Source organism: Candidatus Phytoplasma luffae, from assembly GCF_018024475.1.
GTDB lineage: Bacteria > Bacillota_I > Bacilli_A > Acholeplasmatales > Acholeplasmataceae > Phytoplasma > Phytoplasma luffae.
The window spans coordinates 295,995-320,511 of sequence record NZ_CP054393.1 but is presented as its reverse complement, the minus strand read 5'-3'; the positions used below and the strand labels follow the sequence as shown (position 1 = coordinate 320,511).

At 24.9% G+C, this 24,517-nt stretch carries 28 protein-coding genes, 4 tRNA genes and 1 pseudogene; 17 read left to right on the top strand and 16 right to left on the bottom strand.

Going from position 1 to position 24,517, the window contains the following annotated elements:
• Positions 1-4: 4 nt before the first annotated feature.
• From LFWB_RS01565 to LFWB_RS01490, 16 genes and pseudogenes are all read right to left on the bottom strand, one after another.
• Positions 5-1,486 (bottom strand): replicative DNA helicase, encoded by a 1,482-nt coding sequence (locus tag LFWB_RS01565; RefSeq protein WP_210954508.1) that lies wholly within the window; start codon positions 1,484-1,486, stop codon positions 5-7.
• Complete coding sequence (locus tag LFWB_RS01560) at positions 1,476-2,105, bottom strand: hypothetical protein (protein WP_210954507.1); 630 nt, start codon at positions 2,103-2,105, stop codon at positions 1,476-1,478. Before LFWB_RS01560 ends, LFWB_RS01565 begins: the two co-directional genes overlap by 11 nt.
• Before the next feature lie 173 nt (positions 2,106-2,278).
• Positions 2,279-2,926: pseudogene (gene tmk, locus LFWB_RS01555) on the bottom strand (dTMP kinase); the annotation flags it as partial.
• 47 nt (positions 2,927-2,973) lie between these two features.
• Positions 2,974-4,335, bottom strand: coding sequence for a hypothetical protein (locus LFWB_RS01550; protein WP_246454245.1), 1,362 nt, complete (start codon positions 4,333-4,335; stop codon positions 2,974-2,976).
• A gap of 318 nt (positions 4,336-4,653) precedes the next feature.
• Positions 4,654-5,061, bottom strand: a complete 408-nt coding sequence (locus LFWB_RS01545) for an SVM family protein (protein WP_210954904.1) — start codon at positions 5,059-5,061, stop codon at positions 4,654-4,656.
• 24 nt (positions 5,062-5,085) lie between these two features.
• Complete coding sequence (locus tag LFWB_RS01540; protein ID WP_210954903.1) at positions 5,086-5,916, bottom strand: hypothetical protein; 831 nt, start codon at positions 5,914-5,916, stop codon at positions 5,086-5,088.
• 99 nt (positions 5,917-6,015) lie between these two features.
• Positions 6,016-7,635, bottom strand: coding sequence for a coiled-coil domain-containing protein (locus LFWB_RS01535; protein ID WP_210954902.1), 1,620 nt, complete (start codon positions 7,633-7,635; stop codon positions 6,016-6,018).
• A gap of 3 nt (positions 7,636-7,638) precedes the next feature.
• Complete coding sequence (locus LFWB_RS01530; RefSeq protein ID WP_210954913.1) at positions 7,639-8,835, bottom strand: AAA family ATPase; 1,197 nt, start codon at positions 8,833-8,835, stop codon at positions 7,639-7,641.
• A gap of 68 nt (positions 8,836-8,903) precedes the next feature.
• Entirely contained in the window at positions 8,904-9,509 is a 606-nt protein-coding gene (locus LFWB_RS01525; RefSeq protein WP_210954488.1) for a hypothetical protein, read from the bottom strand.
• Entirely contained in the window at positions 9,509-9,805 is a 297-nt protein-coding gene (locus LFWB_RS01520; protein ID WP_210954487.1) for a hypothetical protein, read from the bottom strand. The genes LFWB_RS01525 and LFWB_RS01520 overlap by 1 nt, the downstream gene beginning before the upstream one ends.
• A 114-nt stretch (positions 9,806-9,919) precedes the next feature.
• Positions 9,920-10,555 (bottom strand): YqaJ viral recombinase family nuclease, encoded by a 636-nt coding sequence (locus LFWB_RS01515; protein WP_210954501.1) that lies wholly within the window; start codon positions 10,553-10,555, stop codon positions 9,920-9,922.
• Entirely contained in the window at positions 10,556-10,780 is a 225-nt protein-coding gene (locus LFWB_RS01510; protein ID WP_210954908.1) for a hypothetical protein, read from the bottom strand.
• Positions 10,773-11,213, bottom strand: coding sequence for a hypothetical protein (locus LFWB_RS01505; protein ID WP_210954485.1), 441 nt, complete (start codon positions 11,211-11,213; stop codon positions 10,773-10,775). The genes LFWB_RS01510 and LFWB_RS01505 overlap by 8 nt, the downstream gene beginning before the upstream one ends.
• A gap of 12 nt (positions 11,214-11,225) precedes the next feature.
• On the bottom strand, positions 11,226-11,516 hold the full coding sequence (locus tag LFWB_RS01500; RefSeq protein ID WP_210954484.1) for an HU family DNA-binding protein: 291 nt from the start codon (positions 11,514-11,516) through the stop codon (positions 11,226-11,228).
• Between the two features lie 15 nt (positions 11,517-11,531).
• On the bottom strand, positions 11,532-11,855 hold the full coding sequence (locus LFWB_RS01495) for a single-stranded DNA-binding protein (RefSeq protein WP_210954483.1): 324 nt from the start codon (positions 11,853-11,855) through the stop codon (positions 11,532-11,534).
• Between the two features lie 4 nt (positions 11,856-11,859).
• Positions 11,860-12,480, bottom strand: a complete 621-nt coding sequence (locus tag LFWB_RS01490; protein WP_210954482.1) for a sigma-70 family RNA polymerase sigma factor — start codon at positions 12,478-12,480, stop codon at positions 11,860-11,862.
• Between the two features lie 734 nt (positions 12,481-13,214).
• Here LFWB_RS01490 and LFWB_RS01485 point away from each other — a divergent pair.
• The 17 genes from LFWB_RS01485 (at position 13,215) to rplL (ending at position 24,422) form a co-directional block, all read left to right on the top strand.
• Positions 13,215-13,290, top strand: a tRNA-Glu gene (locus tag LFWB_RS01485).
• A 21-nt stretch (positions 13,291-13,311) separates the two neighbouring features.
• Positions 13,312-13,388, top strand: a tRNA-Arg gene (locus LFWB_RS01480).
• Between the two features lie 24 nt (positions 13,389-13,412).
• A tRNA-Pro gene (locus LFWB_RS01475) sits at positions 13,413-13,489 on the top strand.
• A gap of 27 nt (positions 13,490-13,516) precedes the next feature.
• Positions 13,517-13,591: transfer RNA gene (locus LFWB_RS01470), tRNA-Gly, on the top strand.
• Positions 13,592-13,836: 245 nt separating this feature from the next.
• The gene (gene rplM, locus LFWB_RS01465; protein WP_210954901.1) at positions 13,837-14,307 is read left to right on the top strand and encodes a 50S ribosomal protein L13; all 471 of its coding nucleotides are present in this window, start codon (positions 13,837-13,839) and stop codon (positions 14,305-14,307) included.
• Between the two features lie 6 nt (positions 14,308-14,313).
• Positions 14,314-14,706, top strand: coding sequence for a 30S ribosomal protein S9 (gene rpsI, locus LFWB_RS01460; protein ID WP_210954900.1), 393 nt, complete (start codon positions 14,314-14,316; stop codon positions 14,704-14,706).
• A 136-nt stretch (positions 14,707-14,842) separates the two neighbouring features.
• Positions 14,843-16,177, top strand: coding sequence for a glutamate--tRNA ligase (gene gltX, locus LFWB_RS01455; RefSeq protein ID WP_210954899.1), 1,335 nt, complete (start codon positions 14,843-14,845; stop codon positions 16,175-16,177).
• A 54-nt stretch (positions 16,178-16,231) separates the two neighbouring features.
• Positions 16,232-17,548, top strand: coding sequence for a cysteine--tRNA ligase (gene cysS, locus LFWB_RS01450; RefSeq protein WP_210954898.1), 1,317 nt, complete (start codon positions 16,232-16,234; stop codon positions 17,546-17,548).
• Positions 17,549-17,618: 70 nt separating this feature from the next.
• Positions 17,619-19,916, top strand: a complete 2,298-nt coding sequence (locus LFWB_RS01445) for an HAD-IC family P-type ATPase (RefSeq protein WP_210954897.1) — start codon at positions 17,619-17,621, stop codon at positions 19,914-19,916.
• Positions 19,917-20,019: 103 nt separating this feature from the next.
• On the top strand, positions 20,020-20,715 hold the full coding sequence (gene rlmB / locus LFWB_RS01440; protein WP_210954896.1) for a 23S rRNA (guanosine(2251)-2'-O)-methyltransferase RlmB: 696 nt from the start codon (positions 20,020-20,022) through the stop codon (positions 20,713-20,715).
• A 24-nt stretch (positions 20,716-20,739) separates the two neighbouring features.
• Positions 20,740-20,952, top strand: a complete 213-nt coding sequence (rpmG, locus tag LFWB_RS01435) for a 50S ribosomal protein L33 (RefSeq protein WP_320412078.1) — start codon at positions 20,740-20,742, stop codon at positions 20,950-20,952.
• A gap of 18 nt (positions 20,953-20,970) precedes the next feature.
• Positions 20,971-21,345, top strand: coding sequence for a hypothetical protein (locus LFWB_RS01430; RefSeq protein WP_210954894.1), 375 nt, complete (start codon positions 20,971-20,973; stop codon positions 21,343-21,345).
• A gap of 54 nt (positions 21,346-21,399) precedes the next feature.
• On the top strand, positions 21,400-22,002 hold the full coding sequence (nusG, locus tag LFWB_RS01425; protein ID WP_210954893.1) for a transcription termination/antitermination protein NusG: 603 nt from the start codon (positions 21,400-21,402) through the stop codon (positions 22,000-22,002).
• 147 nt (positions 22,003-22,149) lie between these two features.
• Positions 22,150-22,575, top strand: coding sequence for a 50S ribosomal protein L11 (gene rplK / locus LFWB_RS01420; protein ID WP_210954892.1), 426 nt, complete (start codon positions 22,150-22,152; stop codon positions 22,573-22,575).
• A gap of 94 nt (positions 22,576-22,669) precedes the next feature.
• Entirely contained in the window at positions 22,670-23,356 is a 687-nt protein-coding gene (gene rplA, locus LFWB_RS01415) for a 50S ribosomal protein L1 (protein ID WP_210954891.1), read from the top strand.
• A 108-nt stretch (positions 23,357-23,464) separates the two neighbouring features.
• Positions 23,465-23,977: a 50S ribosomal protein L10 gene (rplJ, locus tag LFWB_RS01410; protein ID WP_210954890.1), complete on the top strand. Its 513-nt coding sequence runs from the start codon at positions 23,465-23,467 to the stop codon at positions 23,975-23,977.
• Positions 23,978-24,029: 52 nt separating this feature from the next.
• Entirely contained in the window at positions 24,030-24,422 is a 393-nt protein-coding gene (gene rplL / locus LFWB_RS01405; protein WP_210954889.1) for a 50S ribosomal protein L7/L12, read from the top strand.
• Positions 24,423-24,517: the final 95 nt, after the last annotated feature.

The window sequence follows — 24,517 nt, the reverse complement described above, 5'->3', positions numbered from 1 at the left end:
CTCCTTAAAAATCTTCTATTTGGTAAGGTAAAACATAACCTACTTCTTGAAAAGTTTGAGTTGTCATTTTAAAATGATAGACTAAAGTTTTTTTAGTTCCGCTGCGATTTTTTTTAATATTTACTTCAATTATTTTTTGATTATCATTGTCATCAGCTTCTAAATATAGTTGATTTAAGGTTGAAGTATAGATATTTAGGGGTTTGGTGGTATTTTTTTTAATATTTGGGTTAAATTCAGACATAATTAATACTATGTCGGAATTGGTTTCAATTCCGCCAGAGCCTTTTAGTGCGGTGATTTCTGGGGATTTTCCGTTATAATTAGAATAAGTATCTCTTGAAAATTGAGATAAAATGATAATGACAATTTTTAATTCGATGGCGATTTCTTTAATTTTGGTCATGATTTCATCAATGGCTAAACGGTCATTATCCATTTTATTACTCGCTTTTGTGATTTGAAGGTGATCAATGACTACAATTTCTATTTTGGATTCTAAATGAAGACGATACAATAAATCAACAATATAATTAATATTTTTTTCTTGGTCATAACTAAAAGATAAGTTGATATTAGTAAAAAATTGTTTTGCTTGTATCATCTTTTTCGTATAGTGTTGTTGTGTGATATTATCAAAATTTTTATCTAAAATAACATCTAAAGGAATTTGAGTTTGATTAGATAATAAACGATTTAGGTTTTCTTCTGAAGTCATTTCAAAAGAAAAAACCAACATATAAGGATAATGTTGGTTTTCTTGGTATTTAGTTTTGGCTAAATCTAAAAGAAGATTATAGATAAAAGATGTTTTACCTAAACCAGTATAGCCTCCAATGGTGATGATTTGACCTTTTTTGAACCCTTTAGTGGCTTGGTTTAATCCTTTGAAAGTGTCTGATAAACGATAATATTCTTCTTGGATTTTTTGTTTGGAAATGTTGTCGGTTTCAAAGACTTCGGGATAAAGTTTTGTCATTTGGTTCAAGGTTAATAAAGTTTTATCTTTTTTGTTTGGGATAAGATTAATAAAATTTCTTAATTTATCAAAGATTTCTTGGTAGTATAAATGCTTATGATAAAGATCTTGATTATCAAAAGAAGGGTTGATTGTTTTTATTAATTGTTGAAATAAAGTTTCTTGGGTATAAGTATGTTTTAAATTTTCTAAAAGATGTTCATTATGGATATTATTATTGTTTAAAAACATCAAAGATTCATTATTAAAATTTTCTTGAGGATAATGAGTTTGAAGATAAGTTAGTAATTCTTTAATAATTGTCTCTTTGGTTTTGATTTTATCCCAAGGATGAGTTGATTTTTTTTCTAAATATAAATATTTTAAAGCGTTATATATTTTTTGGTGATTGGATTTGGTTAAATATTTAGGGTTGATTATTTGACAATAAAGTTTTAATTTGTTCCACTCCCCTTTTTCGATGTAATTAATAATTTGAATTAAGGCTTGGTGTTCGTTAGTTAACATTTTTATTTAACTCCTTCTTTTTAATTAAATTAATATTGGGAAAAGTGATGAATTCATTCATTAGTAAGGTTTTTAAGAAGAGATTAGCATTATCAGAAAATAAATTAATTACTTTATTAATTGACTGTACTTTACCGTTTTTAATTTTATTATTGAGTTTTTGAGTTTCAACTTCATCGTTTGTTAATAAATAATATTCAAAACGAGTGTCTAGTTTTTTTAGTTGTTGTGCTTCAATGATGGCTTGTTTGTATCGTTCACGAAGGCAAGTTTTGAAATTGAAGGCGATAATGCGTTTGGTTTGTGTGAATAAAACCAAGTCGAATTTGATGTCGGGGATGAAAAATAAATATGATTTAGGATATAAACATTTAATTCCTTTATGGTTTAAATAAAGCAAAATCAGGTATTCGTTAATTTTTCCGCGAATTGATTTTTGGGATTGGGAACAAAAGTTGTTGGTTTCGAAATAATGATTTAATTGAATGTGATTACTTTTCATATATTTATCAATAGTAAGATTCAAAGTTGCTTTGTTGAAAATAAGCTTTATGATTTGAACTGATTTTGAGTTGGTATTTAATTGGTTGATATTAATAAATTCTTGGTTAGTTAACATTTTTAAATTCCTTTCTAAATAAAAAAGACCCTTTTTGAGGGTCTTTGGTTTGTTTTAATAGATTTTTTTAGTACGCCAAGTAATAATTCCATCTTTATGAATTGTTTTGATTTTGCCGTTGCGAAAATAGATATATAAATTACCGTTTTGACATTTTTTCTTTATGATTTTTTTCATTTTATATCTCTTATTAATTTCATAATTTTAGTAACATTTGATTGAAGGGAATCAATACCATTTAGAATTAATTGTTTATTGTTTTGATAATGAGTTAAATAATGATAATAACCTTTATGGACAGTTTGGTGATAAGTTAAGGATTTTTGTTCGATAATATCTAATTGATGGTTTTTTTGGGTTTGTTTTCTTTCTTTACCAATAAGAGGATTAATATCTAGATAAATTAATAAATGAGGTTTAATAAATAATTTTTTATGAGTGATATCAAAAATTTCTTTTAAATCGAAACAAGATTTTGTTTGTTTAAGATAAGGAAATAATTGGTAGGCATATGTTGATGGTAACCAACGGTCTAAGATTATGAGTTGATTTTGTTTTAAATGAGGATAGATGAGTTCTTTTTGGATTTGAGCCATATTAGTGATGCTAAGATAAAAACGAGTAATGTAATCAACTTGGTTATAATTTAAAAATAAATTTCTTATTTCTGTTCCAATAGAACTACTTCCTAAACCTTGATAAATTTTATTATTTATTTTTTGTTTTTTTAGTTTTTGTTGTAATTCTTGAATTAAAGTTGTTTTGCCGCTACCATCTAGTCCTTCAAAAACTATAAGTTTCATTTTTTTCTCCTTTAATTGGGTTTTAGATAATAAAAAAAGACTCTACAAGAGAGTCTTTTAAATTGTTATTTAAAGCTTAATTCAATTCTTTTGGGTGGGGGAGTGGTGTTATAAAAATTATAAAAAATATTAGAATTACCAACACAATTATGACCATTAACAATCCAATCATCAGAGAAAAAACCTGGGACATATTGATACCAACATGTATTTCCATTTTCATCATAAATAATTCTCGATGTTTTTCCAAATTTATTTCTTATTTCTTGAGCTGAATAAGAACATCCATATTGAATGTAACATTGCTTTAACCAATTTATATAAGCATCACGATATTGTTCGACGAGTTTAATTTGGAGTGTATCATTATTACAAACTACAAAATAAATACAATCATCAGTTTCTAAACATTGGAATATTTTTTTAATTTGAAAAGGAATATCTATTTTTTTATAAGAAGGAGAAGTTATTTCAATATCCCAATTTCGCTTTTCTGTTTCTTCTTTATATTCACTTTCTTCTATTAAAGGAGGGAAAGTATAAAGGTTGTTTTCTCTTTTCCAATCTCGGATAGTTTGATAAGGGTCTAAAGAGTCAGGGAGTTCAATAATTTTTTTTCTTTTTTGAACATTAAGGAAGAAAAGATAGATGTTTTTGGCACCATTTGAGAGTTTTGTTAAGTCTTCGATAGTATATGATTGAGATTTAATAATATCTTCTTTTATTTGATTGATGCTTTCATTAATTTCATTAATGCTTTCTTGATAGACAGTTTTGAAATGTGTATCTTCACATGAATTTTGTTTTATTATAACTTCTTGTAGAAATTCTTGTTTCCATTCTAATCGGTTTCTTAGAGATTGTATATTTCGATTTTCAGATAATAACCTTATGCCGTCATCAAAATAAATGGCATCAATTTCAAATTCAAATAAAAATTTTCCAAAAGGTAAAGGCAATACTAATCCAGTATGAGGTGTTGCGTTATAACAACCTAGTTTAATTAGTTTTGGTTCTTTAATGATGTTGTTTTTGATTAAATAATTATTAATTGCTTCTTCTTTGTTTTGGTCAGCAAACATTTCAATTATTATTAATTCTATATTTACATTTTCTTCTTGAGGTTTTTGTTTTGCGTCCCAAAAGACAAAGGCTTCTTCGATGGCTATTCCGTAATCAAGGAGTTCTTCTAAGGTGAATTCATCATCTTCATCAGGATATTTGATATTAAAAGGGTTATGTCTTGGTTTGAAATAAGCCCCAATTAAACCTGAAGGAGGGTTTTTGAGTTTAGCGTCGAAGAAAGTGTAATCATAAGGATTGTAGGAGGGAGTTGAAATATCATAAAGATAAGCTTTGATATTAAAATATTTTAAGATATCAGGGATGCTTTCTTTAGATAAAACAGGAATGTCATATCTTTTCATTTTGGGTTGAGTGGCTAACCATTCTTGTTGAAGGGTTTGGTAGTCAGATAGTTTTATTTTTGATTTAGATTGATGATGAAAATAAGGATGAGCGGAGATAGAAGGACAACAAATCAAAAATAATAATAAATAAATAATGATGAAATATTTAGATAAAGGGAATTTTGATTGATTTTGACATAATTGGTTACCTCCTTTTTTTGTTTTTTGTTATTGTTTTACCAAAATATGTGTGTGTTAAATAAAAAAGACCCTTGGGAGAGGGTCTTTTAATAATAAATATAATCAATTTTAAGTTTTTAAATATTTTATAAAAAATTATTTTTCTTTATATTGCCAAAAAATATACATATTTTGAGCACCATTGCCCATTTGTTTCAACTCTTCTAAAGTATATTGGTTATCTTCATCAGATCTTGTTCCATTATCAAAAAAAACACCTAATAAATTATGAGGCGGAGTTTTAATTTTCCACATAATAGCAAAATCTGCTATATTTCCGTTATAACATGGACCATTTATTGTAAAATCAAAATATTGTTTAAATGCTTCGTGGTTTTTAAGAACATTAATGTTGGATATATTTACGTTAACAATCCTTGTATTATTTATAAATTCTTCGTTAGGGATTGCCATAACTGGATTATTACTTGTGATAAATAATAACCCTAAACAACTAATTAAAAAAAATGGTAAAAGATGTAATTTATTTTTTACTTGTATCATTTTAACTTATAACTCCTTTTGTTTTTATTCCTCGGCCGAGGTAATGTCATAGAGTTCGTTTAATCCAGAAATAATTGAATCTTTATATTGTTTTTCACCTTCTTTATATCGTTCTTCTAAAATTCTTTTGTAGTTTTCAGCACCAGATAACATATCTTGATAATATTCTTGGTCTGCTTCTAATATCCCAATTTGAACTTTGATTTTGCCGATTTCACCAACTATTTTTATTTCTTCATCTTGTAGTTTGTCGATTTCAGCTTCTAATATTCTTTTATTTTCTTCTCTTTTTTTTCTAACTTCTTCGGGTTGATTAGGTAAATATTTAAATTGTCCCCGAACTTCTTTTTTTTGATTAATTATTTTATTTTTATCGGCTTGATCTTGTTCTAGTTGATTTTTTTTAGTTATTAACGAAGGATATTGATTTTTTATTTCTTTAATTTTGAGATTATAATTATCGCATTTAGTTTGTTCTTCATCAACGCCTGTTTTTTCTTTTTTTAATAAATTCAATGATAATTGCCAACTATTTTTTAGTTTATTGATTTGGGTTTTTTCTCGCTCTGATAAATCAGATGGTAATTTAGAAGTGTCAGTAGGTTCGCCAAAGAGATAAGTTTTAATTTGGTCTAAACGAACAGCAGTTGTTTTAATTTTCGGTTGGGGTGTTTCTTCCGTAGAACGTTTTATTTTTGAAGGGATTTGTTGGGGTTTGTTCTCTAAAGGAGATAAATAATTTTTTTCGTTTTGATAATCATTAAATTCTTGATAAAAACCAATTATAATCGCTATTCCAAAAAGAGATGTGATAATAATAGTTACTAAATGTTTTTGAAAAAAATTATTATTCATAAATTTCATTTCCTTTCTGATAATAGTGATTATTATCAAATATTGAAATATGAATATATCACTATTATATAATTTTATGAATAAAATGTTTAAGGAAAATTATTTTTTATTTGGTATCATAACCATTTCAGGGATTTTACCAACTCGTCTAGCTTGAAGGCGTTGTTGAGCACGAGCGTAACTCGGATTTTTTTGTTTTAATTGTTCTTTTAAAATATTCACTTCTTCTTCTTTATATTCGAATTCTTCTCCTAATTTGTCTTTAGTTTTGTATAATTCGCCAGTGTCAGAAACTTTTTCTTGTTTATGTTTTAATTCTTTGATGATGGTTTCATATTCACCGATAACTGATTGTTCTTTTTGTTCTATTCCGCTAACTATTTCTCTAGATTGGCCTAATTCTTGTTCTAAATTATTTTCATTTTGACGAAGTTTATAATCAGCTAGCTTTTTTTCGTAATCTTTGTAGTCAGCGTCGAGTTTGGCTAAATCACGGTTGATGTCTTGAGTATACATATCTAAAGCTTCTTTGGTAATCATTGGTGGATGTTCTTTGTTTTCTTGCGCGACTTCATTATATAAATGCCACAAACGGTGGCCTTCGTGAAGAGTTAAAGTTACGGCTCCCATTTTTTGTGCGTATTTTCGAGTTACAGATACGGTTTTATTTAATGTTTTGATTCCATATTTAGCGGGAATTAAGTCAGTTACTTTATCAAAAGCTTTGAAACACCATTTTACTATGTTTCCAGCTGATGCTTCATGTTCTTTTTCATAGGTTTGCATGCGGTTATACATTTCACTATATTTTCTTTTTAGGGATTCATATAAATCTTTTTCTAAATCGATTTTATCTAGTTTTTTCTTGACTGCATCAATTTCTTTTTGGATTTCGGCATGACGTTCTTCAACTGATTGGATTTGATTATATAATCTTTTTTCTCCTTCAGTTAAATCTTTTAATCGTTCTTCTAAAATTCTTTTGTAGTTTTCAGCACCAGATAACATATCTTGGTAGTATTTTTGGTTACTTTCTAAATTTTTGATTTGAAGTTTAACTTCGCTGATTTCTTCAATTATTTTTTGTTTTTCATCTTGGAGTTTTTCAATTTGTGCTCTTAATCTAATTTTATCATCAGGAGAAGCTAATTTTTCTTCTTCTTGTTTTTGTTTAATTTCTTTTTCTTTGGCATCTTTATCTTTTTCTAACTGAGTTAGCTTGCCTTTTAAGATAGTGATGTTACCTGTTGTGTTTTTTAATTGTTCTTTTATTTCTTTAATTTTTGTTTCATTTTGTTCTAACAATTCATGGATTTGTTCTTTTTGTTTTTGGGAGGATTCTTGGGCATTGTAAAGTTCTTTTAATTCATCTTCACATTTTTTTAATTCACTTTCCCAATTAGTTTTTAATCCTTTGTAATTATTTATTGTATTTTCGTATTTATCGATGGCTTTGTCGATTTTGTTGACTAATTGCCCTGCATATTTAGATGATGGTTCTGTTTTATGAAAGAAACATAAATAAATGAAACTTAAAATACCAATTATAATTAAAAAATAAGTTAAATAGCCTTTCCATGATGTTGTTGATTGTTGAGTGGGTGAAAGTTTTCTTTTAAAGAAAACAAATAGACTAAAGATGGTAGTGGCTATTAAAAACCAGGTGAAATAAGATTTAAATGATAAAAATCCTTTGATTAAGTCAAATGGTGTTAACATATATTATTCATCTCCTTTTTGGTTTTTTTCTATTTGGTCTAATATATTTATATTAGGAGAAATTATCATTTTATATGCTTGTTTTAAATCTTCTTTGTTGATTTCATTTCTTCTAGTTTCACCTTGACCTCTGTTTTTCGCAAAGATTGTTACTGTTGTTTTTAAGAGGTTTTCCAAAGTACGATTGGCTTGTTTGAATTGATGGTTTGGCGGTAATATTTCTAAAGCTTCGTTAATGACTTCATATAAGTATTGTTTGGCTTCTTCACTATAAGGGTTTTTACGTTTGTTGATTAAAAATTCTAGGAATTGTTTTCTTTCTTCTTTGTTGCCTGGTTTGACTTCGATATTGTAAGTGAATCTTGATTTGATGGCATCATCGATTTGGTTAATGTGGTTTGTAGCTCCAATGATGAAAATAGGTTTTTCAGGGTTGTTTTTAAAAGATGTCAATTCAGTTTTGAATTGATTCACAACATTGGCAATTTCTGAATCAGTTTCTAAAGTGCTTAAATCAGTAAAGATAGTTTCGCATTCATCTAAAAAGATGATTGCGCCATTGTTTTGGGCTGCTTCTTCGCGAGCTGTCATAAATAAATCTTTGACTAATTGAGGGGCGATACCTTTGTATTTTTGTGAGAATAAAGAGCTGCTTACTTCAAAGAAGGGTAAATTAGTTTCTTTGGCTAAGGATCTTGCGAGAGTGGTTTTTCCTGTTCCAGGGGCTCCATACATTAAAATACCTAGAGGAGATTCGATTTCTCCAATATTTTTGTAGTTTTCTTTGTTGTTGAGATAATCAATAAATCCATCTAATGCTTGTTTTTCTTCTTTGAAACCGATTAGTTGGTTGAATCCTGGGAATTTATTGTTGTTAGAAGGTTTAAATAATAATTCTTCTTGGTTATCGTTCGGGATTATTGTTTTTTCTTGTAATTCTGATGAAGAAAAAGTTTGAATTTTTTCTGGTGATGAATTATTTTTAGTTATTTGGTCTTCTAAATATTTTTTAGTTTCTTGGTTAGTTTTGTTTTGGGTTTCTAATCTTTTATGATGATTTAGGATTTGGGTTTGATTTTCGATTAAAGCTTGATGGTGGATCCAAACTTGAATTCCTAAAAATAAAATGATAGATGTTATAATGATTATTATTAAATTAGTTGGATTTAAATTTTTATTTTGATTTTTTTTAATATTCATTTTCATATTAATACCTTTCTGAAAAATAAAAAAAGACTAATACAAATTTTGTTTAGTCTTTTAATATTTTATTTTGCTAATTGAGCAATTTTGTTTTCGATAGTTTGATTTCCGCCTTCGAAAGATTTACCTTGGGAATCGACTAATTCGTAATCACAAATTAATTCTAATTGAGGGTTTTTGGAATTGATGATTTCTTTTTGTTCGATGCTAATTTGAATTTTAATAATTCCAATACCTTTGTCGTTTAATATCATTTGGGGACGTTTTGTGTCGTCATAATCATTGTTATTAACTTTGAGGCTTATGTTTAAATATTTTTCTGGGTTGTTAAAGGATTGGTTAGTGTTATATTGGGTTGATAATTTTAAATATAAGGGTATTGAAATATCTATTCCATTTGAGTTAAGGATTGCTTCGTGTTCGATAGTAATTAAGTGATTGTATTTTTTTTGGCTTAAGTTAGGAATTGAAATCGGCAAAAGTATTTGATTTTCGTTGTTGCCACCCGTTCGTTCAACAGTGAAAATAGGAAAATCATTTATTAAATTTATTTTTTCTTTTCTTTGTTTGTTAAAGTAATCGTTTAAAGCATAAATTGAGATAATTGAGAAAAATAGAACAATTACAAATGTTATGATAATTAATATTTTATTTTTATTTTGTGTTTTCATTATTTGTTTCCTCCTGAAAAAATTGTTTTAATTAAATCAATAAAATTATTGATTCCTGTTGTTAACCAAGGGATTTGGTTTTGGTAATAAATAACGTTGACATGTAAAATAAAATATAAAATGATAGTTAAATAAGTAATTATTTTTAATAAATTTAGTTTATTGATATTAGGAGTTGGGGGTGAAATGTGATGATTGAGTTTTTTTGTTTCTGGGATTGATATTTTTTGATTTGGGTTTTGGGTTTTGGTTAATTTTTTATTTGGTTTTTTAGTGATAATTATTTTTTTTGACATGTTTTTTCTCCTTTGTATTAATTATTTATTTCTTTGTTACTTTCTAAATTGTTTTTTTCTTAATAATTATTTTTGGTTTTTTTGGATTTTCATTTTTAGTTTCCTTTCTTTTTTTTATATTTTAAATTTACTTAATTTTTTTAAATAAGTTGTCTGTTGTAATTCTTGTTTATTGAGTTTTAATAATTCTAAATACTTTTTGCCGTCTGCAATCATTTGGTTAATAAAATTATTATCTTGATAAACCCTAACAACATGATAATTAGTGTCATTAAAATAAACAAAGAAATAAGCGAATTTAGATTGAGAACAATATAATTGACATTGAACTTGCGCCCAGTAATTAGAAGGGATTTTTTTATGTGAAAAGAAACCATTCCAAGTAGAGGAGATGTTGTTATTTTCATCTACATAAGGACATTTAATTTCTAATAAAGTGTTGGTTTGTTCGTTATAACCGTCAAGACTTGCAGAAAACATATCTAAAGTATCATCAGTAAAGATGGTATCAGGGAATTTTAGATTAGTTATTTTTTCAAAAAAAGTTCTCGCTAGGGGTTCGGTTTTGTTGCCGTGTTCGGTGAATTTATTGCTTGTAAATGTTGTTCCAAATATTTTGTCATGTATTAATTGTTCTAAACTTCTAAATTTGTCATTTCCTGTAATACTTCCTATTTCAGAGGCATTGATATATTTTTTGCGATGATTATACCACTCAGAAGTTCGTTGGTTTAAATTATTAATTTTCATTTAATTATTTTCACTTTCTAAATTATTTTTTTCTTTTGAATTGTTATTTGGGTTTGGAATAATTGAAGATGATTTATTGGGTTTGTTATCTTTTTTAGTTTCATCTGTTTTATTAATTTCTGGTAATGGAAAAAAATTAAAAAAGATTTTTTTGATAATAAACATTAAAGCAGTTGCGAATAGGGCGCCAACGATAAATCCAATGGCGAAATTAAGTTCATTCATTTTCATTTTCCTTTCCGTGAGGTTTGTTGTTGTTTTTTAATTTTAGTATTTTTTTTCTTGCTTTTTTCTCTTGCCAATGAGCAACTTTTACTTTTTGCACTTCTAATTGGGATTGGAGTTTTTCTTGGTTTTCATTTATTTTATCTAGTTTTTTTAATAACTGTTTTTCTAAATATTCTTGTTTGGCGTTTTGGATTTCTAAATTTTGGAGTTTTTTGTTGGGGAAAAAGAGGCCTAAAATCAAATCTTTGACGAAAATCAAAATATTTGCAATTAATTTAAAAATAGGTTTGAAACCAGAGACAATAAGAATAGTGAAAATCGTTGTTTGGATTCCGTCTATTCTTCGTTCAAGGATTTCGGTAGTGCTAAATCCTTTAGAGTAATTTAAGATAAAATTGCTAATTGTTGCAAATAATGAAAAAATAAACATAATTTATTCTCCTTATTTTAATTTAAGGTTTTTGACTTCATCTTTAATAGTTTTAGAAAGTTTAAAATTTACCACAGTTTTTGTAGGGATTTTGAGTTTTTTACCTGTTTGGGGGTTTCTTCCCACGCGGGCTTTTCTTGATTTTAAGATGAATTTGCCAATTGAAGGTGATAATACCACTTCTTCGTTGGATGTGATTGCTTTGATTAAAGCATTTTCGAACGAGTTGTAAAAATCTTGGGTTTGAGTAACCGAAGTTTTATGCATTACTGCGATAGTTTTGATTAATTCTTTTTTTGTCATTTTAGTGACTCCTTTTTAATTTTGGGTTGGGGGGTTATTATCTAAAAAGATAACATTGTTTAAAATAACTTTAGTATTGGTTTTGTTTTGGTTTTCGTTATTAGTGTATTTTTGAATAGATAATGTTCCTTCTATATATATTTTTGAACCTTTGTGTAAATATTTACTCATGTTTTCTGCTTGATTACGAAAGGCAACACAGTGGATGAATTGAACTTTATCTTTATTGTTGATAGCTAAGTTGAAATCAATTTTTGTGATTTGTTCATTATTAATATGAATGTATTGTGATTCTAGGGCGTTAGTGATGCGGCCGATTAATTGAACTTTATTTAACATTTTTTTATTTCTCCATTGGTTTTTTAGGTTTTAATTTTAGAATAGCTATTTTTTTGATGTTGATTATTGTTTGAAGTTTTAAATTTATTTTTAGCGCGATCTCTTGGTTGGTATGAGGTCGTTGATAAGTTTCGTTGATGTTGTCTAAAGTGATACCAAAACTTAAACAAATAATATTAAATCCTGTTTTACTTAATTTCTTTTTTAGTTTTTTTAACAAACATTCGTGATTTGTTTGTTTTAACCATAATTGATGAGGATTGGGGTTGCTGATTTTATAAGGTTGATATTTTTCTTCTTGAAAACTAATATTGTTTGGTTTAGTAGATTTTTGTGGGATTGAAGGAGAATAACTTTTTCTTATTAGTTCATTGATTTCAGATTTAATTGTTGGTTTTGCATAGGCGATAAAGTCATAACCTAAATCTTGGTAATTACTTAGGGCTTTCGTTAATCCTAAAACTCCTTCTTGATATAAATCTTGTTTTTGGAGCAATTTAGGATAATATTTAAATTTACCAACAATTTTATTTATTAATGGCAAATGAAGATCAATTAATTGATCTCTTATTTCTAAATTCTTTTTATTTTTTAAAAAATCTTTAAATAATTTTTTTCTTAACATTTAATCCCTTTCTAAAAACGTTTTTAGAAAAGATATGAAAATTAATTTTATTCTTAGAGAATAAAAAAAGACTAACTTAATAGTTAGCCTTAAATAAATTTTAAAAAACAAAAAGTGTCTAAAGTTTTGGAATACCTCACAGGTTTGAAGAGATTAAAAAGGTTATTAATTAAAAACAATGTTATTTTTTATTAATTTAACTTTTTTAACACTTTATTCAAGGCGATTATATTTTTTATGATTTTTTCCAAAAAATTATCTTCATTACTATTGTTTGATTTCCTATATGGATTATTAATTTATTTTATTAGTTTTTTTAAATTTGTGAAATAAATATCAAATTTACAAATAGTTTTTTTAAAATAAGAATATTATTTACAGATAGATATTAATTATCTCTTATAAAATATATAATAATTCTATTTATTTTACAAATATTTACTTTAATAAAAATATTTACTTTAATAAATATGATTTATTTAATAATTTATTTAATTTATTTTTTTTAAAATAAATAAAAATATAAATGTTTGGATAAAAAATATATTATTTTTATTTATTTTAAATTTTTATGTTACAATTGTTTATGTGTAAAGTTTTAAGTTTTTTTAGATTATAAAAATACAAAATATTTTTTTTAATTTGAGTTGATTTGTATTTTATTATTTTTTAAAATTATTTTATGATATTATATATGAGTTGATTATTTATTTTATTTAATCGACAATAGTTTAGGCCCGTTGGAGAAACGGTTAACTCACATGCCTTTCACGCATGCATTCACGGGTTCGAATCCCGTACGGGTCACCAATATAAAATATAATTTATTAAGCACCCATAGCTTAATTGGATATAGCATCTGACTACGGATCAGAAGGTTAGGGGTTCGAATCCTCTTGGGTGTGCCATTTACGTTTTAATTTTTTTTAAAACGGGAAATAGCTTAGCTTGGTATAGCGCCTGGTTTGGGACCAGGAGGTCGCGGGTTCAAATCCTGCTTTCCCGACCATTAGCAAGTCAAAAAATAAGTTAATATGCGAATGTCGTATAATGGCCATTACCCTATCCTTCCAAGTTAGAGATGTGGGTTCGATTCCCATCATTCGCTCCATTAAAATAAATAATTTAATGATATTTAATCTTTTTACAAAAATAATTTAAATAAAAAAATAATTTTAATTTTTATGAATATTTTTGATTAAAAGAAAATTATTTTTTTATTTAAATTAAATTTATTTAATTTGATTTATTTATACTTTTTTGTATAATTTTTGTTATATTCAAATTTGTAAATAATAATTATTAAATTTTTATAATAATTAAATTAATTTTACGTTAAGGAATAGTTGTATATTTATGGTTGATGTTTTAAATAGAAAAGAAAACTCAAGATTTAGTAATAAAACTTTTTCTTTTAATAATAAAGAAGTATCCAAAAAATGGTATTTAATTGATGTTGAAGGCAAAACTTTAGGAAGATGCGCTACCAGAATCGCTTCTATTTTAAAAGGAAAGAATAAAAGCTATTTTACTCCTAATATTGATAATGGAGATTATGTAGCTGTTATAAATGCTTCTAAAGTTAAATTAACAGGAAAGAAGTGGAAACAAAAGATTTATTATAAGCATTCAGGTTATCCAGGAGGTTTATCTAAAATTACAGCTTTAGAAATGATGCAAAAATTTCCTACTCGTGTATTGGAAAAAGCTGTTTTTGGAATGCTTCCTAATAATCCTTTAGGACGAAAAATTCGTAAAAAATTATTTGTATATCCTAATGAATCTCATAGACATGAATCACAAAAACCACAAATTTTAGAGGCGTAAAATAATATGAATAAAAATCAATATTTCGGTTTAGGTAGACGTAAAAGTTCAGTTGCTAGAATTATATTATCAGAAGGAACTGGTAATATAAAAATTAATAAAAGAGATTTTATTGATTACATTCCTTTTAAAGAAATTCGTCTAGAAACTATTAAACCTTTACAATTAACTAAAACTTTAGAAAAATATGACGTTATCGCTAATGTTTATGGTGGCGGTTTAACTGCTCAATCAGGAGCTATTCGATTAGGAATTTCTAGATCTTTATTAGAAGCAGAACCTAATTTAAGAAGTGTTTTGAAAAAAGCTAGTTTATTAACGAGAGATTCTCGTTGTGTAGAACGTAAAAAATATGGATTTAAAAAAGCACGACGTTCTCCTCAATTTTCTAAACGTTAAATTTTAAACATTAAATTTCATTTAATAGTTTATTTTTTTAAAAAAGTCTTTTTTTATTATAAAAAGAGACTTTTTTTATTATAATTCTTTTTTTAATTAATATAAATTAATTTAATTTATATTCAAAGAGGTTATTATGGAAGAAATAAGAGTACGTTATGCACCTAGTCCTACCGGTTTTTTACATATCGGAAATGTTCGTACCGCCTTATTTAATTATTTATTTGCGCGCCATCATAAAGGTAAATTTATTATTAGAATTGAAGACACCGATTTATCGCGTAATTTAGAAAATAGCGCGAATTCTCAATTAGAACAATTAAAATGGTTAGGTATTTATTGGGATGAAGGTCCTGAACGAGGTGGTTCTTACTCACCTTATAAACAATCTGAACGTTTAGATATTTATCAAAAATATACTAAAATTTTATTAGAAAAAAAATTAGCTTATAAAGAATTTCAAAAAGATAACGATAAATTTGTTGTTCGTTTTAAAGTGCCTTTAGGTTTAAATTATGAGTTTAATGATATAATCAGAGGTAAAGTCAATTTTAAAAGTTGCGATATTGAAGATTGGATTATTATGAAAGAAAATGGTTTTCCTACTTATAATTACGCAGTTGCTATTGACGATCATTTGATGAAAATTTCCCATATATTAAGAGGCGAAGAACATATCACTAACACACCAAAACAAATAATGATTTATCAATCTTTCGGTTGGAATGTTCCTATTTTTGCTCATATGTCATTGATTTTAGATAAAAATAAAAAAAAATTAAGTAAAAGAAATAATGATGTATTTCAATTTATTGAAAAATATATTTCTTTAGGTTTTTTACCAGAGGCTTTATTAAATTTTTTATTTTTTTTAGGATGTTCGCCTAAAACTAATAAAACTATTCTTTCTTATGAAGAAATTATAAGTTTATTTGATGAAAAAAGAATAGTTAGTTCGCCAGCTATTTTCGATGAACAAAAATTATTATTTATTAATAGTCAATATTTAAAAAAAATATCTTTAACAGAATTAACAGAAAAAACTCAATCTTTTTTTTCAAAACAAAAAATTATTTTAGATTCAAAGAGATTAGAAAAAATAGTTTCTTTATTCAAAAACAGAATAAACTATATTCAGGAAATAGTTGATTTATATAATTATTTTTTTGTAAATGATAAAATAGAATCAGAAGTATTTTTATTTTTCAAAGATTATAAAGACTTATGCTTTATCCAAATATTAAATAAATTATTTTTATCATTAAATAATTTTGATTTTTTTTCTATCCAAAATATTATTATTAAATTTGGCGAATTAGTAAATTTAAAAGGTAAAGAACTTTTTTCTATGGTTAGAATGGTTTGTACAGGTAAAAATCATGGTCCTGCTTTGATTGTTTACTTAGAATTGTTAGGTAAAGATATTATTTTAAATAATATTCAAAAACTTTTAAACGCAAGTTTCAAATAATTTATTTTATGATATTTTTTTAAAAAAGAAAGAATTGTATATAAAAAAGTTATTATGTTGATAATTCATAATTCTTTAACGAATAAAAAAGAAAAATTTTATTCTTTAAATTCTAAAAAAATAAATATTTATGTTTGCGGACCTACAGTTTATGATCATTTGCATATAGGCAATATAAGACCTTTAATTTTTTTTGATTTAGTTAAAAGATATTTTTTATTTTTGAAAAAAAAAGTTCATTTAGTAGTTAATATCACCGATATCGATGATAAAATAATTCAAAAATCTATTAATGAAAAAAAATCAGAAACAGAAATATCTCAAAAATATATCGAACATTTTTTTCAATTGTTATCATTTTTAGAGATTGAAACGATTGATGATTTGCCTTTGGTCACTAATCATTTGCCAGAAATAATTTCATTTATTAAAGAATTAATGAAAAAAGGATATACATATAACACATCTAAAGGTATTTATTTCCGATCAGGTTTGATTTCGGATTATGGTTCTTTAAGTAATCAGAAAATAGATAAATTAAAACATAACGTAAGAAAAACTAATGATGAGCAAAAGAAGAATATACAAGATTTTATTTTATGGAAAAAAACTTCTCATGGCGTTAAATATTCTAGTCCTTGGTTTTCAGGAAGACCAGGGTGGCATACAGAATGTGTTTCTATGATCCAAAAGTTTTTTAATGATACTATTGATATTCACGGCGGCGGAAATGATTTAAAATTCCCACATCATGAAAATGAACAAGCTCAATTTCAAGCTGTTAATAAAAAAAAAATAGCCAATTTTTTTATACATGTAGGGCGTGTAGATTATCAAAACAATAAAATGAGTAAATCATTAGGTAATACCGTTTTGGTCAATTATTTATTGAATAAATTCGAAGCTAATATTATTAAATTATTTTTTTTATCTTATCATTATATTCAGCCTATAAATTATAATGAAAATTTGATTAATCATTTTCAAAAAAAATATCATAAAATAGTTTATAAATTAAACAAAAATAATTTTAAATTATTTTTGTTTAAGATTGAAAATAAAAAATTAGAGCAATTTTATATTGATCGATTTATTTTTTTTATGGAAGATGATTTTAATACTCCTAATGTTTTAAGTTTGATAGATGAATTATTAAAAGAAATAAATAAATCTTCGGATTTAGAAAAATTATCAAAACTTCAAAATACACTTCTTTATTTATTAAAACAATTAAGTATTTTTATTAATTTAAAAGAAATTAATCAAGAACATCTTAAAATTTATAATTTATGGGAAGAAGCTAAAAAAAATAAAGATTTTGAAAAATCTGATTATTTTAGAATTATTTTACAAAAAGAACAATTTATTTAAAAATATTTGCTATTATAAAGTTATATTTTAAATTATTAAAAAAAATTTAAAGTGTGGTATTTTCATTGATATGAATAAAAATATAGAAAAATTTAAAAAAAATCAAGATCCAATTTTACTTAATATAAAAGGGTTAACTTCGGAAGAAGTAGAAGAAAAAATAAGAAATAATCAAAAAAACAAAAATAAAGATAAATTTAACAAAAGTATTAAAGATATTCTTTTTTTTAATATTTTCACTTTATTTAACGCTTTGTTATTAATTATTACGATTATTATTATTTATATCGGAGAATGGAAACAATTATTTTTTTTAATAATTAATTCATTTAATGTTTTTATTAATATTTACCAAGAGATAAAAACTAAAAAAACTTTAGATAAAATTTCTTTATTAAAGTTAAATTTTACTAAAGTTGTTAGGAATGGAGCATTGGGAGAAGTTCTTGTCGAAAATATTGTTACAGAAGATATTTTATTTTTAGAATTGGGTTCACAAATTGTAGCAGATTCTATAATAAAAAAAGGCACTTTAGAAGTCAATGAATCTTTTTTAACAGGAGAGTCTAAATCTGTTTTTAAAAAAGAAGGAGATTTTTTATTTTCTGGAAGTTATGTTGTTTCTGGGAATGCTTATTCTAAAGTGGTTAAAGTAGATTCAGACACTTATATTTCTAAATTAACCCGCGAAGCTAAAAAATATAAAAAAATAAAAACCCCTTTATTGCGTACTTTTGATTTGTTAATTCGTTCTATTATTTTTATTTTAATACCTATAGCTTTATTTTTATCTTTATTTTGTGTTTTTGCATCAGATCAAAATACTTTTATTTTAGGAATTTGTGGCTTCGTTTTAGGAATGATGCCTATAGGATTGTTTTTGTTAACCAGCGTCACTTTATTTGTTGGTTTTGTTAAATTAATAAATAAAAAAGCTTACATAAAAGATCTTTATGGTATAGAAATGTTAGCTCGAATTGATGTTTTGTGTTTGGATAAAACAGGAACTATTACAGATGGTGCTATGACAGTGAAAAATATTTTAGACTATAACGAGTTTAATTTATTTTCTAAAGAATTAATGTTTGAAATTATTAATGCTTTTAATAATAATAATAATTCTACTCAAAATGCTTTATATGAAAAATTTTGTTCATCTTTTAAAAAACAAAATAAGATAAATAATTATGAAATAACAGAAATTCAAAATTTCTCTAGTGAAAAAAAATATAGCGCTGTAGAAGTAAAAGGTTTAGGAACTTTTTTATTAGGTGCTCCTGAATTTATTTTGAAACAAAATTTCGATAAAATTCAACAAAAATTTAACGAACAAACTCAATTAGGTTATCGTGTTTTACTTTTGGTTCAAACATATACTAAAATATCAGATATCAATGTTGATACTAATTATAATATTATATCTTTGATTTCGTTAGAAGATACAATAAAAAAAGACACTTTTGAAGTTATCGATTTTTTTATAAAAAACGGTATTCAAATAAAAATTATTTCAGGAGATAATTCGGATACAATTTCGCATATAGCGAAAAAAATAAATATTATTTCTGATGATAAAAAAGTGATTAATTTAACCAACATCAAAGAAGAAGAATTACCAAAAATAGCCAAAGATTATAATGTTTTTGGAAGAGCGACTCCTATACAAAAAAAACATATTATTGAAAGTTTCAAACAAAATAATTATAAAGTAGGTATGATTGGCGATGGAGTCAATGATATTTTAGCTTTTAAAGAAGCAGATATTTCTATCGCTATGGCATCAGGTAGCGAATCTTCGCGTAATGTAGCTAATTTAATTTTAATGGATTCTCAATTTAGTTCTTTAACAGAAGTTTTTGCCGAAGGTAGAAGAGTTGTTAATAATTTACAAAAAATTTCCATTTCTTTTTTAATTAAGAATATTTTATTTTTTTTATTAGCGATTATCACTATATTTTATAATTTATTTGTTTGGGCGATTGGAAAAGATTTTTTACCTTTCCCTCTAAAACCTTTACAATTCAATATTTTTGATACTTTTTTTGTAGGTTTGCCTTCTTTTTTCTTAGCTTTAGAAGCGAACAATAAAAAAGTGGAAAAATCTTTTGTAAAAAATATTTTGAAACAAACTTATATTTATCCTTTGATAATCACTGTTTTTTATATTTTTTGTTTGTTAATAGAAAGAAATAATGATAAAATTTCAAATTTTTTATCTTTGTTTTGTTCATTTATTTTTTGTTTTGTTTTTATACAAAATTGTCGACCTTTTAATAAATTAAAATTTATATTGGTTATGTCAGTTATTTCGTTGTTTATCCCTATATATATTTTTTTAAATCTAGATTTTATAAAAAGTTTATTTTGAAATTGACTTTAATTATGATTAAAGTCAAAAATATTTTTTTATTTATTTATTTTATAAAAATTTTTCTAAATAATATTTAGTTATGATGAAAGTTTAATATAATATGATAGTTTACGGCAAAAATGTTATTAAAGAAGTTGTCAAAAACAAAAGAATTATTTTTCAAATGTTTATAAATAATAAAATGATAGATAAAAAATTTTTTAATTTTTTAGATAAAAATAATGTTCGTTATCAATTGGTTGATAAACATCAATTGAATGAAAAAGCAAAAACCAAAGAACATCAAGGAGTGGTAGCTGAAGTTAAAGATTATGAATATAGTAATTTGTCTTTGTTTTTGGATTCTAATAAAAATCAAAAATTTTTAATTTTAGATGAAATTCATGATCCTTATAATTTTGGCGCTATTTTAAGAACTATGGAAACTACTGATTTTGATGGCGTTATTATATCTAAAAAACATCAAGTTCTTTTGACAGGGACAGTAGCCAAATCTTCTAGTGGCGCTTTGGAATATGTTAATATTTTTTTAGTAAATAATTTATATCAAACTATTTTATTATTAAAAGAAAATAATATTTTGATCATAGGAACCGATGTAGAAGCTGATTTAAATTTTGATAAAATAGATTATAATCGTTCTTTTGCTGTTATTTTAGGTAATGAAGGTTCTGGAATGCGTTTTTTATTAAAAAAAAAATGTGATTATTTTATCAAAATCCCTATGAAGGGAAAAATTAATTCTTTAAATGTAAGTGTTGCTGCTGCTTTAATTATGTACGCATCACAAAGATAAAATTTATTATATTTTTATAATTTTATGTTAAAATGTTTAAAGATTGATGTTTTTATTTTTGATTTACATTTTTTGAGGAAAAAATTTGATTCGATAATGAAAAAAAACATTTTAATTTGTAATTTATGTTTGAGTCGTAATTATCATATCAAAGCAGTTGATCGCGATAAACGTCTCAATTTAAAAAAATATTGTCCGAACTGTAATAAACATGTTTCACATGAAGAATCAAGATAATTTAAATAGGAGTTTTTAATGGTAGTACAAAATAAGTCAAAAAAAAATGATTTTATTCCTTTATTAGAAATTATTAAAGAAAAATATGGTTTATTAAATATTTTTCTAATTATTTTTTCTATATTTTTTATAGGAATTTTTAGAACAATGGCTAATTATTTACCAGAAGAAAAAAAATTATCACATTTGATTTGGTTGGGTATTTTTGTTAATTCGATTATTTTTATAATAGGTATTTTACCTTTTTGTAATATAATAAAAAAAGATTTGTTTTCGATCAATTGGCCTTCTTTTAAAGAGATCATTATCCAATTAATAAAGATTATAATTTTTGTTATTGTTTTAGTTAATTTGGTTCATTATTTTGAATTTTTTTATTCAAATTTTTTATAATATAAAGAAAAATAATAAATTATAAAAACATTAAAAAAGTATTTAAGGTATTCAATGAAAAAAAAAGAAGAAAATGAAAATTTAATAAATGAAGATTCTTTACAATTAGAAAAACAAGCAAAATGGTATATTATCCAAACTTATTCTGGTTATGATAATTCTGTTAAAGAAGATTTATTAAAACTGATGAATAGCAGTTCTAAGATGTCTCGTTTGATTTTTGAAGTGGTTTATCCTCAGGAAAAATATTTTAAAATAAAAGCTGATGGCACAAAAAAAGAAAAAGAAAGAAAAATGTTTTCTGGATATGTCTTTGTTAAAATGATTGTAACTGATTATTCTTGGTTTGTGGTTCGTAATTTACCTAAAGTTACTGGTTTTTTAGGATCTTCTTCTAAAGGGAGCAATGTTAGACCTGTCCCTTTAAGAGATAGCGAAATAAAACCTATTTTAGTTAAAATGGGTATCGTTAAGAAAACTGATTACAATCATTTAATTAATAAAAAAATAGAAATCACTAGTGGTTCTTTTGTAGGAAAACAAGGTGTTGTTACTTTTGTAGATAATAACCAAAGTATATTAGTGGTAGAAATAGATTTGTTTGGAAGAAATACTCCTGTTCAAATTCCTTTCACTTCTTATAAAGAAATTAAATAATTTTTTATATAATTTATTTTTTATTTAAATATGTTATAATTTTAAATATTTGTTTTTTGTCTTTTTTAATTTTTTTTATCTATTTTTTTAATGTTTTTATTTAAAAATAAATAATATAAATTTTATTCAAAGAGGTTTAATTTGGCAATGTTTAAAAAAATTGTAAAAACTATTAAATTACAAATTGCTGCAGGGAAAGCTAATCCTGCTCCACCAGTGGGTCCCGTTTTAGGACAAGCTCAAGTAAATATTCCTTTATTTTGTTCTCAATTTAATGAACAAACAAAAGATAAAATGGGGTTTGTTATTCCTGTTGTTATTACCGTTTACAATGATAGAAGTTTTAGTTTTATTTTAAAAACACCACCTTCTAGCGATCTTTTGAAAAAAGCTGCTAATATTGAAAAGGGTTCTTCGGATATTAAAAAAAATAAAGTAGCTAGTTTAACTTATAAACAAATAGAAGAAATAGCAAAAATTAAATCTTCTAATCTAAATTCTTATGAATTACAAGAAGCTTGCAAAATAATTAAAGGCACTGCTTTGAGTATGGGAATCGAAGTTATTGATTGATTTTATCTCGTTTTTTTATCTATTTTGTTTTACAAAAATAATTTTTATAATTTTGTAGAAAGAATTATTATTTTAGAATAAAAGTGTTTAGAGTATGAAAAGAAGTAAAAAGTATTTAGAAGCGAGTAAATTAATTGATTTTAATAAAATATATTCGTTTTCTGAAGCTATAGAATTAATAAAAAAAACTAAAATTGCTAATTTTGATGCTACAGTAGAGTGTAGTTTATCTTTGAAATTAGATCCTAAAAAGGTAGAACAAAATTTACGCGGAACTTTAATTTTGCCTCATGGTATTGGAAAAAAATTAAAGATTGCTGTTTTGTCTAAAGGTTTGAAAGCAAAGGAAGCTGAAGAAGCAGGCGCAGATCATGTCGGTGATCAAGATTTAGTAGAACGTATTTCTAAAAATTGGTTAGATTTTGATGTTTTAATATCTACCCCAGATATGATGTCTTCGATTTCTAAATTAGGACGTATTTTAGGTCCTAAAGGGTTAATGCCTAATGTTAAATTAGGAACGGTTACAAATAATGTTGCTCAGATAGTTCAAGATGTTAAAAAAGGCAGAATAGAGTATAAATTAGATAAAAACGCTAATTTACATGTTATTTTAGGAAAAATTTCCTTTGAAAAAGAACATTTATTGGATAATTTAAAATTTTTTTATGAAAATTTAATTTCTCTTAAACCTAAAACAGTCAAAGGTAATTTTATTAAATCCATGTCTCTTTCGACTACAATGTCACCAAGTGTTAAAGTTGATTTTGCGTTAATTTAAAAAAAATTAATTAATATTTTTTATTTTTGCGAATTTTGTATATCGAAATCAATGTTAACGTAACAATTATTAATTATATCGTTTTCAAAAAGAAAGGATTTTTATTTTATGATACTTCAGGCTGTTATTGAAAAAAAAAGTAAAGTAGTAGAATCGTTAGTCCAAAATATTAAAAAGTCTGGATTAATTATTTTATTTGAATTTCAAGGTTTAAAAGTAAGTGATTTTACAGAACTACGTATTGAGTTAAAAAAAATTAACAGCACCATTAAATTGTATCCTAAAAATATATTAAAAAGAGCTTTTAAAATGATGAGTTATGATAAAATATCTGAATTATCTCGCGATTCTAAAGCTTTGTTATTAGGTGCCGATGATGATGTAATCGCTCCTATTAAAATTTTATCTAATTTTGCCAAAAAAAATACATTTTTAAAAATTGTTATTGGCATTGTCGAAAATAAAATATATTCAAAAAATATGATTGATGAATTATCACTTTTAGGTTCCAAAGAAAATTTATTGGCTGTTTTATCTTCAAGTATGTTATTCTCATTAAGAGAATTGTTAATTAGTTTACATATGTTGCAAGAACAAAAAAATATAAAAATGGATAATTAAAAAAATTCATTATGATTTTATAAAATTTATATAGATAGAGAGAAATTATAAAATGAGTAAATTAGATAAAAAAACTTTTGTAGAAGCTTTAAAAAATATGACTTTATTAGAAATTAAAGAATTAGTTGACGGAATCAAAGAAGAATTCGGTATTGATATATCCAGTGCAGCTTTAGCTGGTAATGGCGGAAATAATTCTCAAAATGACCAAGCGCAAGCAGAAAAAACAAAATTCACAGTTGTTATGAAATCTTTTGGGGAAGCTAATAGTAGTAAAATCCCAGTTATCAAAAAAATTCATGAAATAATGGGTTTAGGCTTAAAAGAAGCGAAAAATTTAGCAGACACACCTAACTCTGTTTTAAAAGAAGATATCGACAAGGCAGAAGCTGAAAGTATTAAAGAACAACTAGAAAAATTAGGCGCTATTGTAGAATTAAAATAATTTTTTAAATTTAAAATATTTTTTTGTAATAAAACCTAAGTAAGAAAACTATCTTAGGTTTTTTATTATCTTTATATTTGATTTTTTTTATTTTT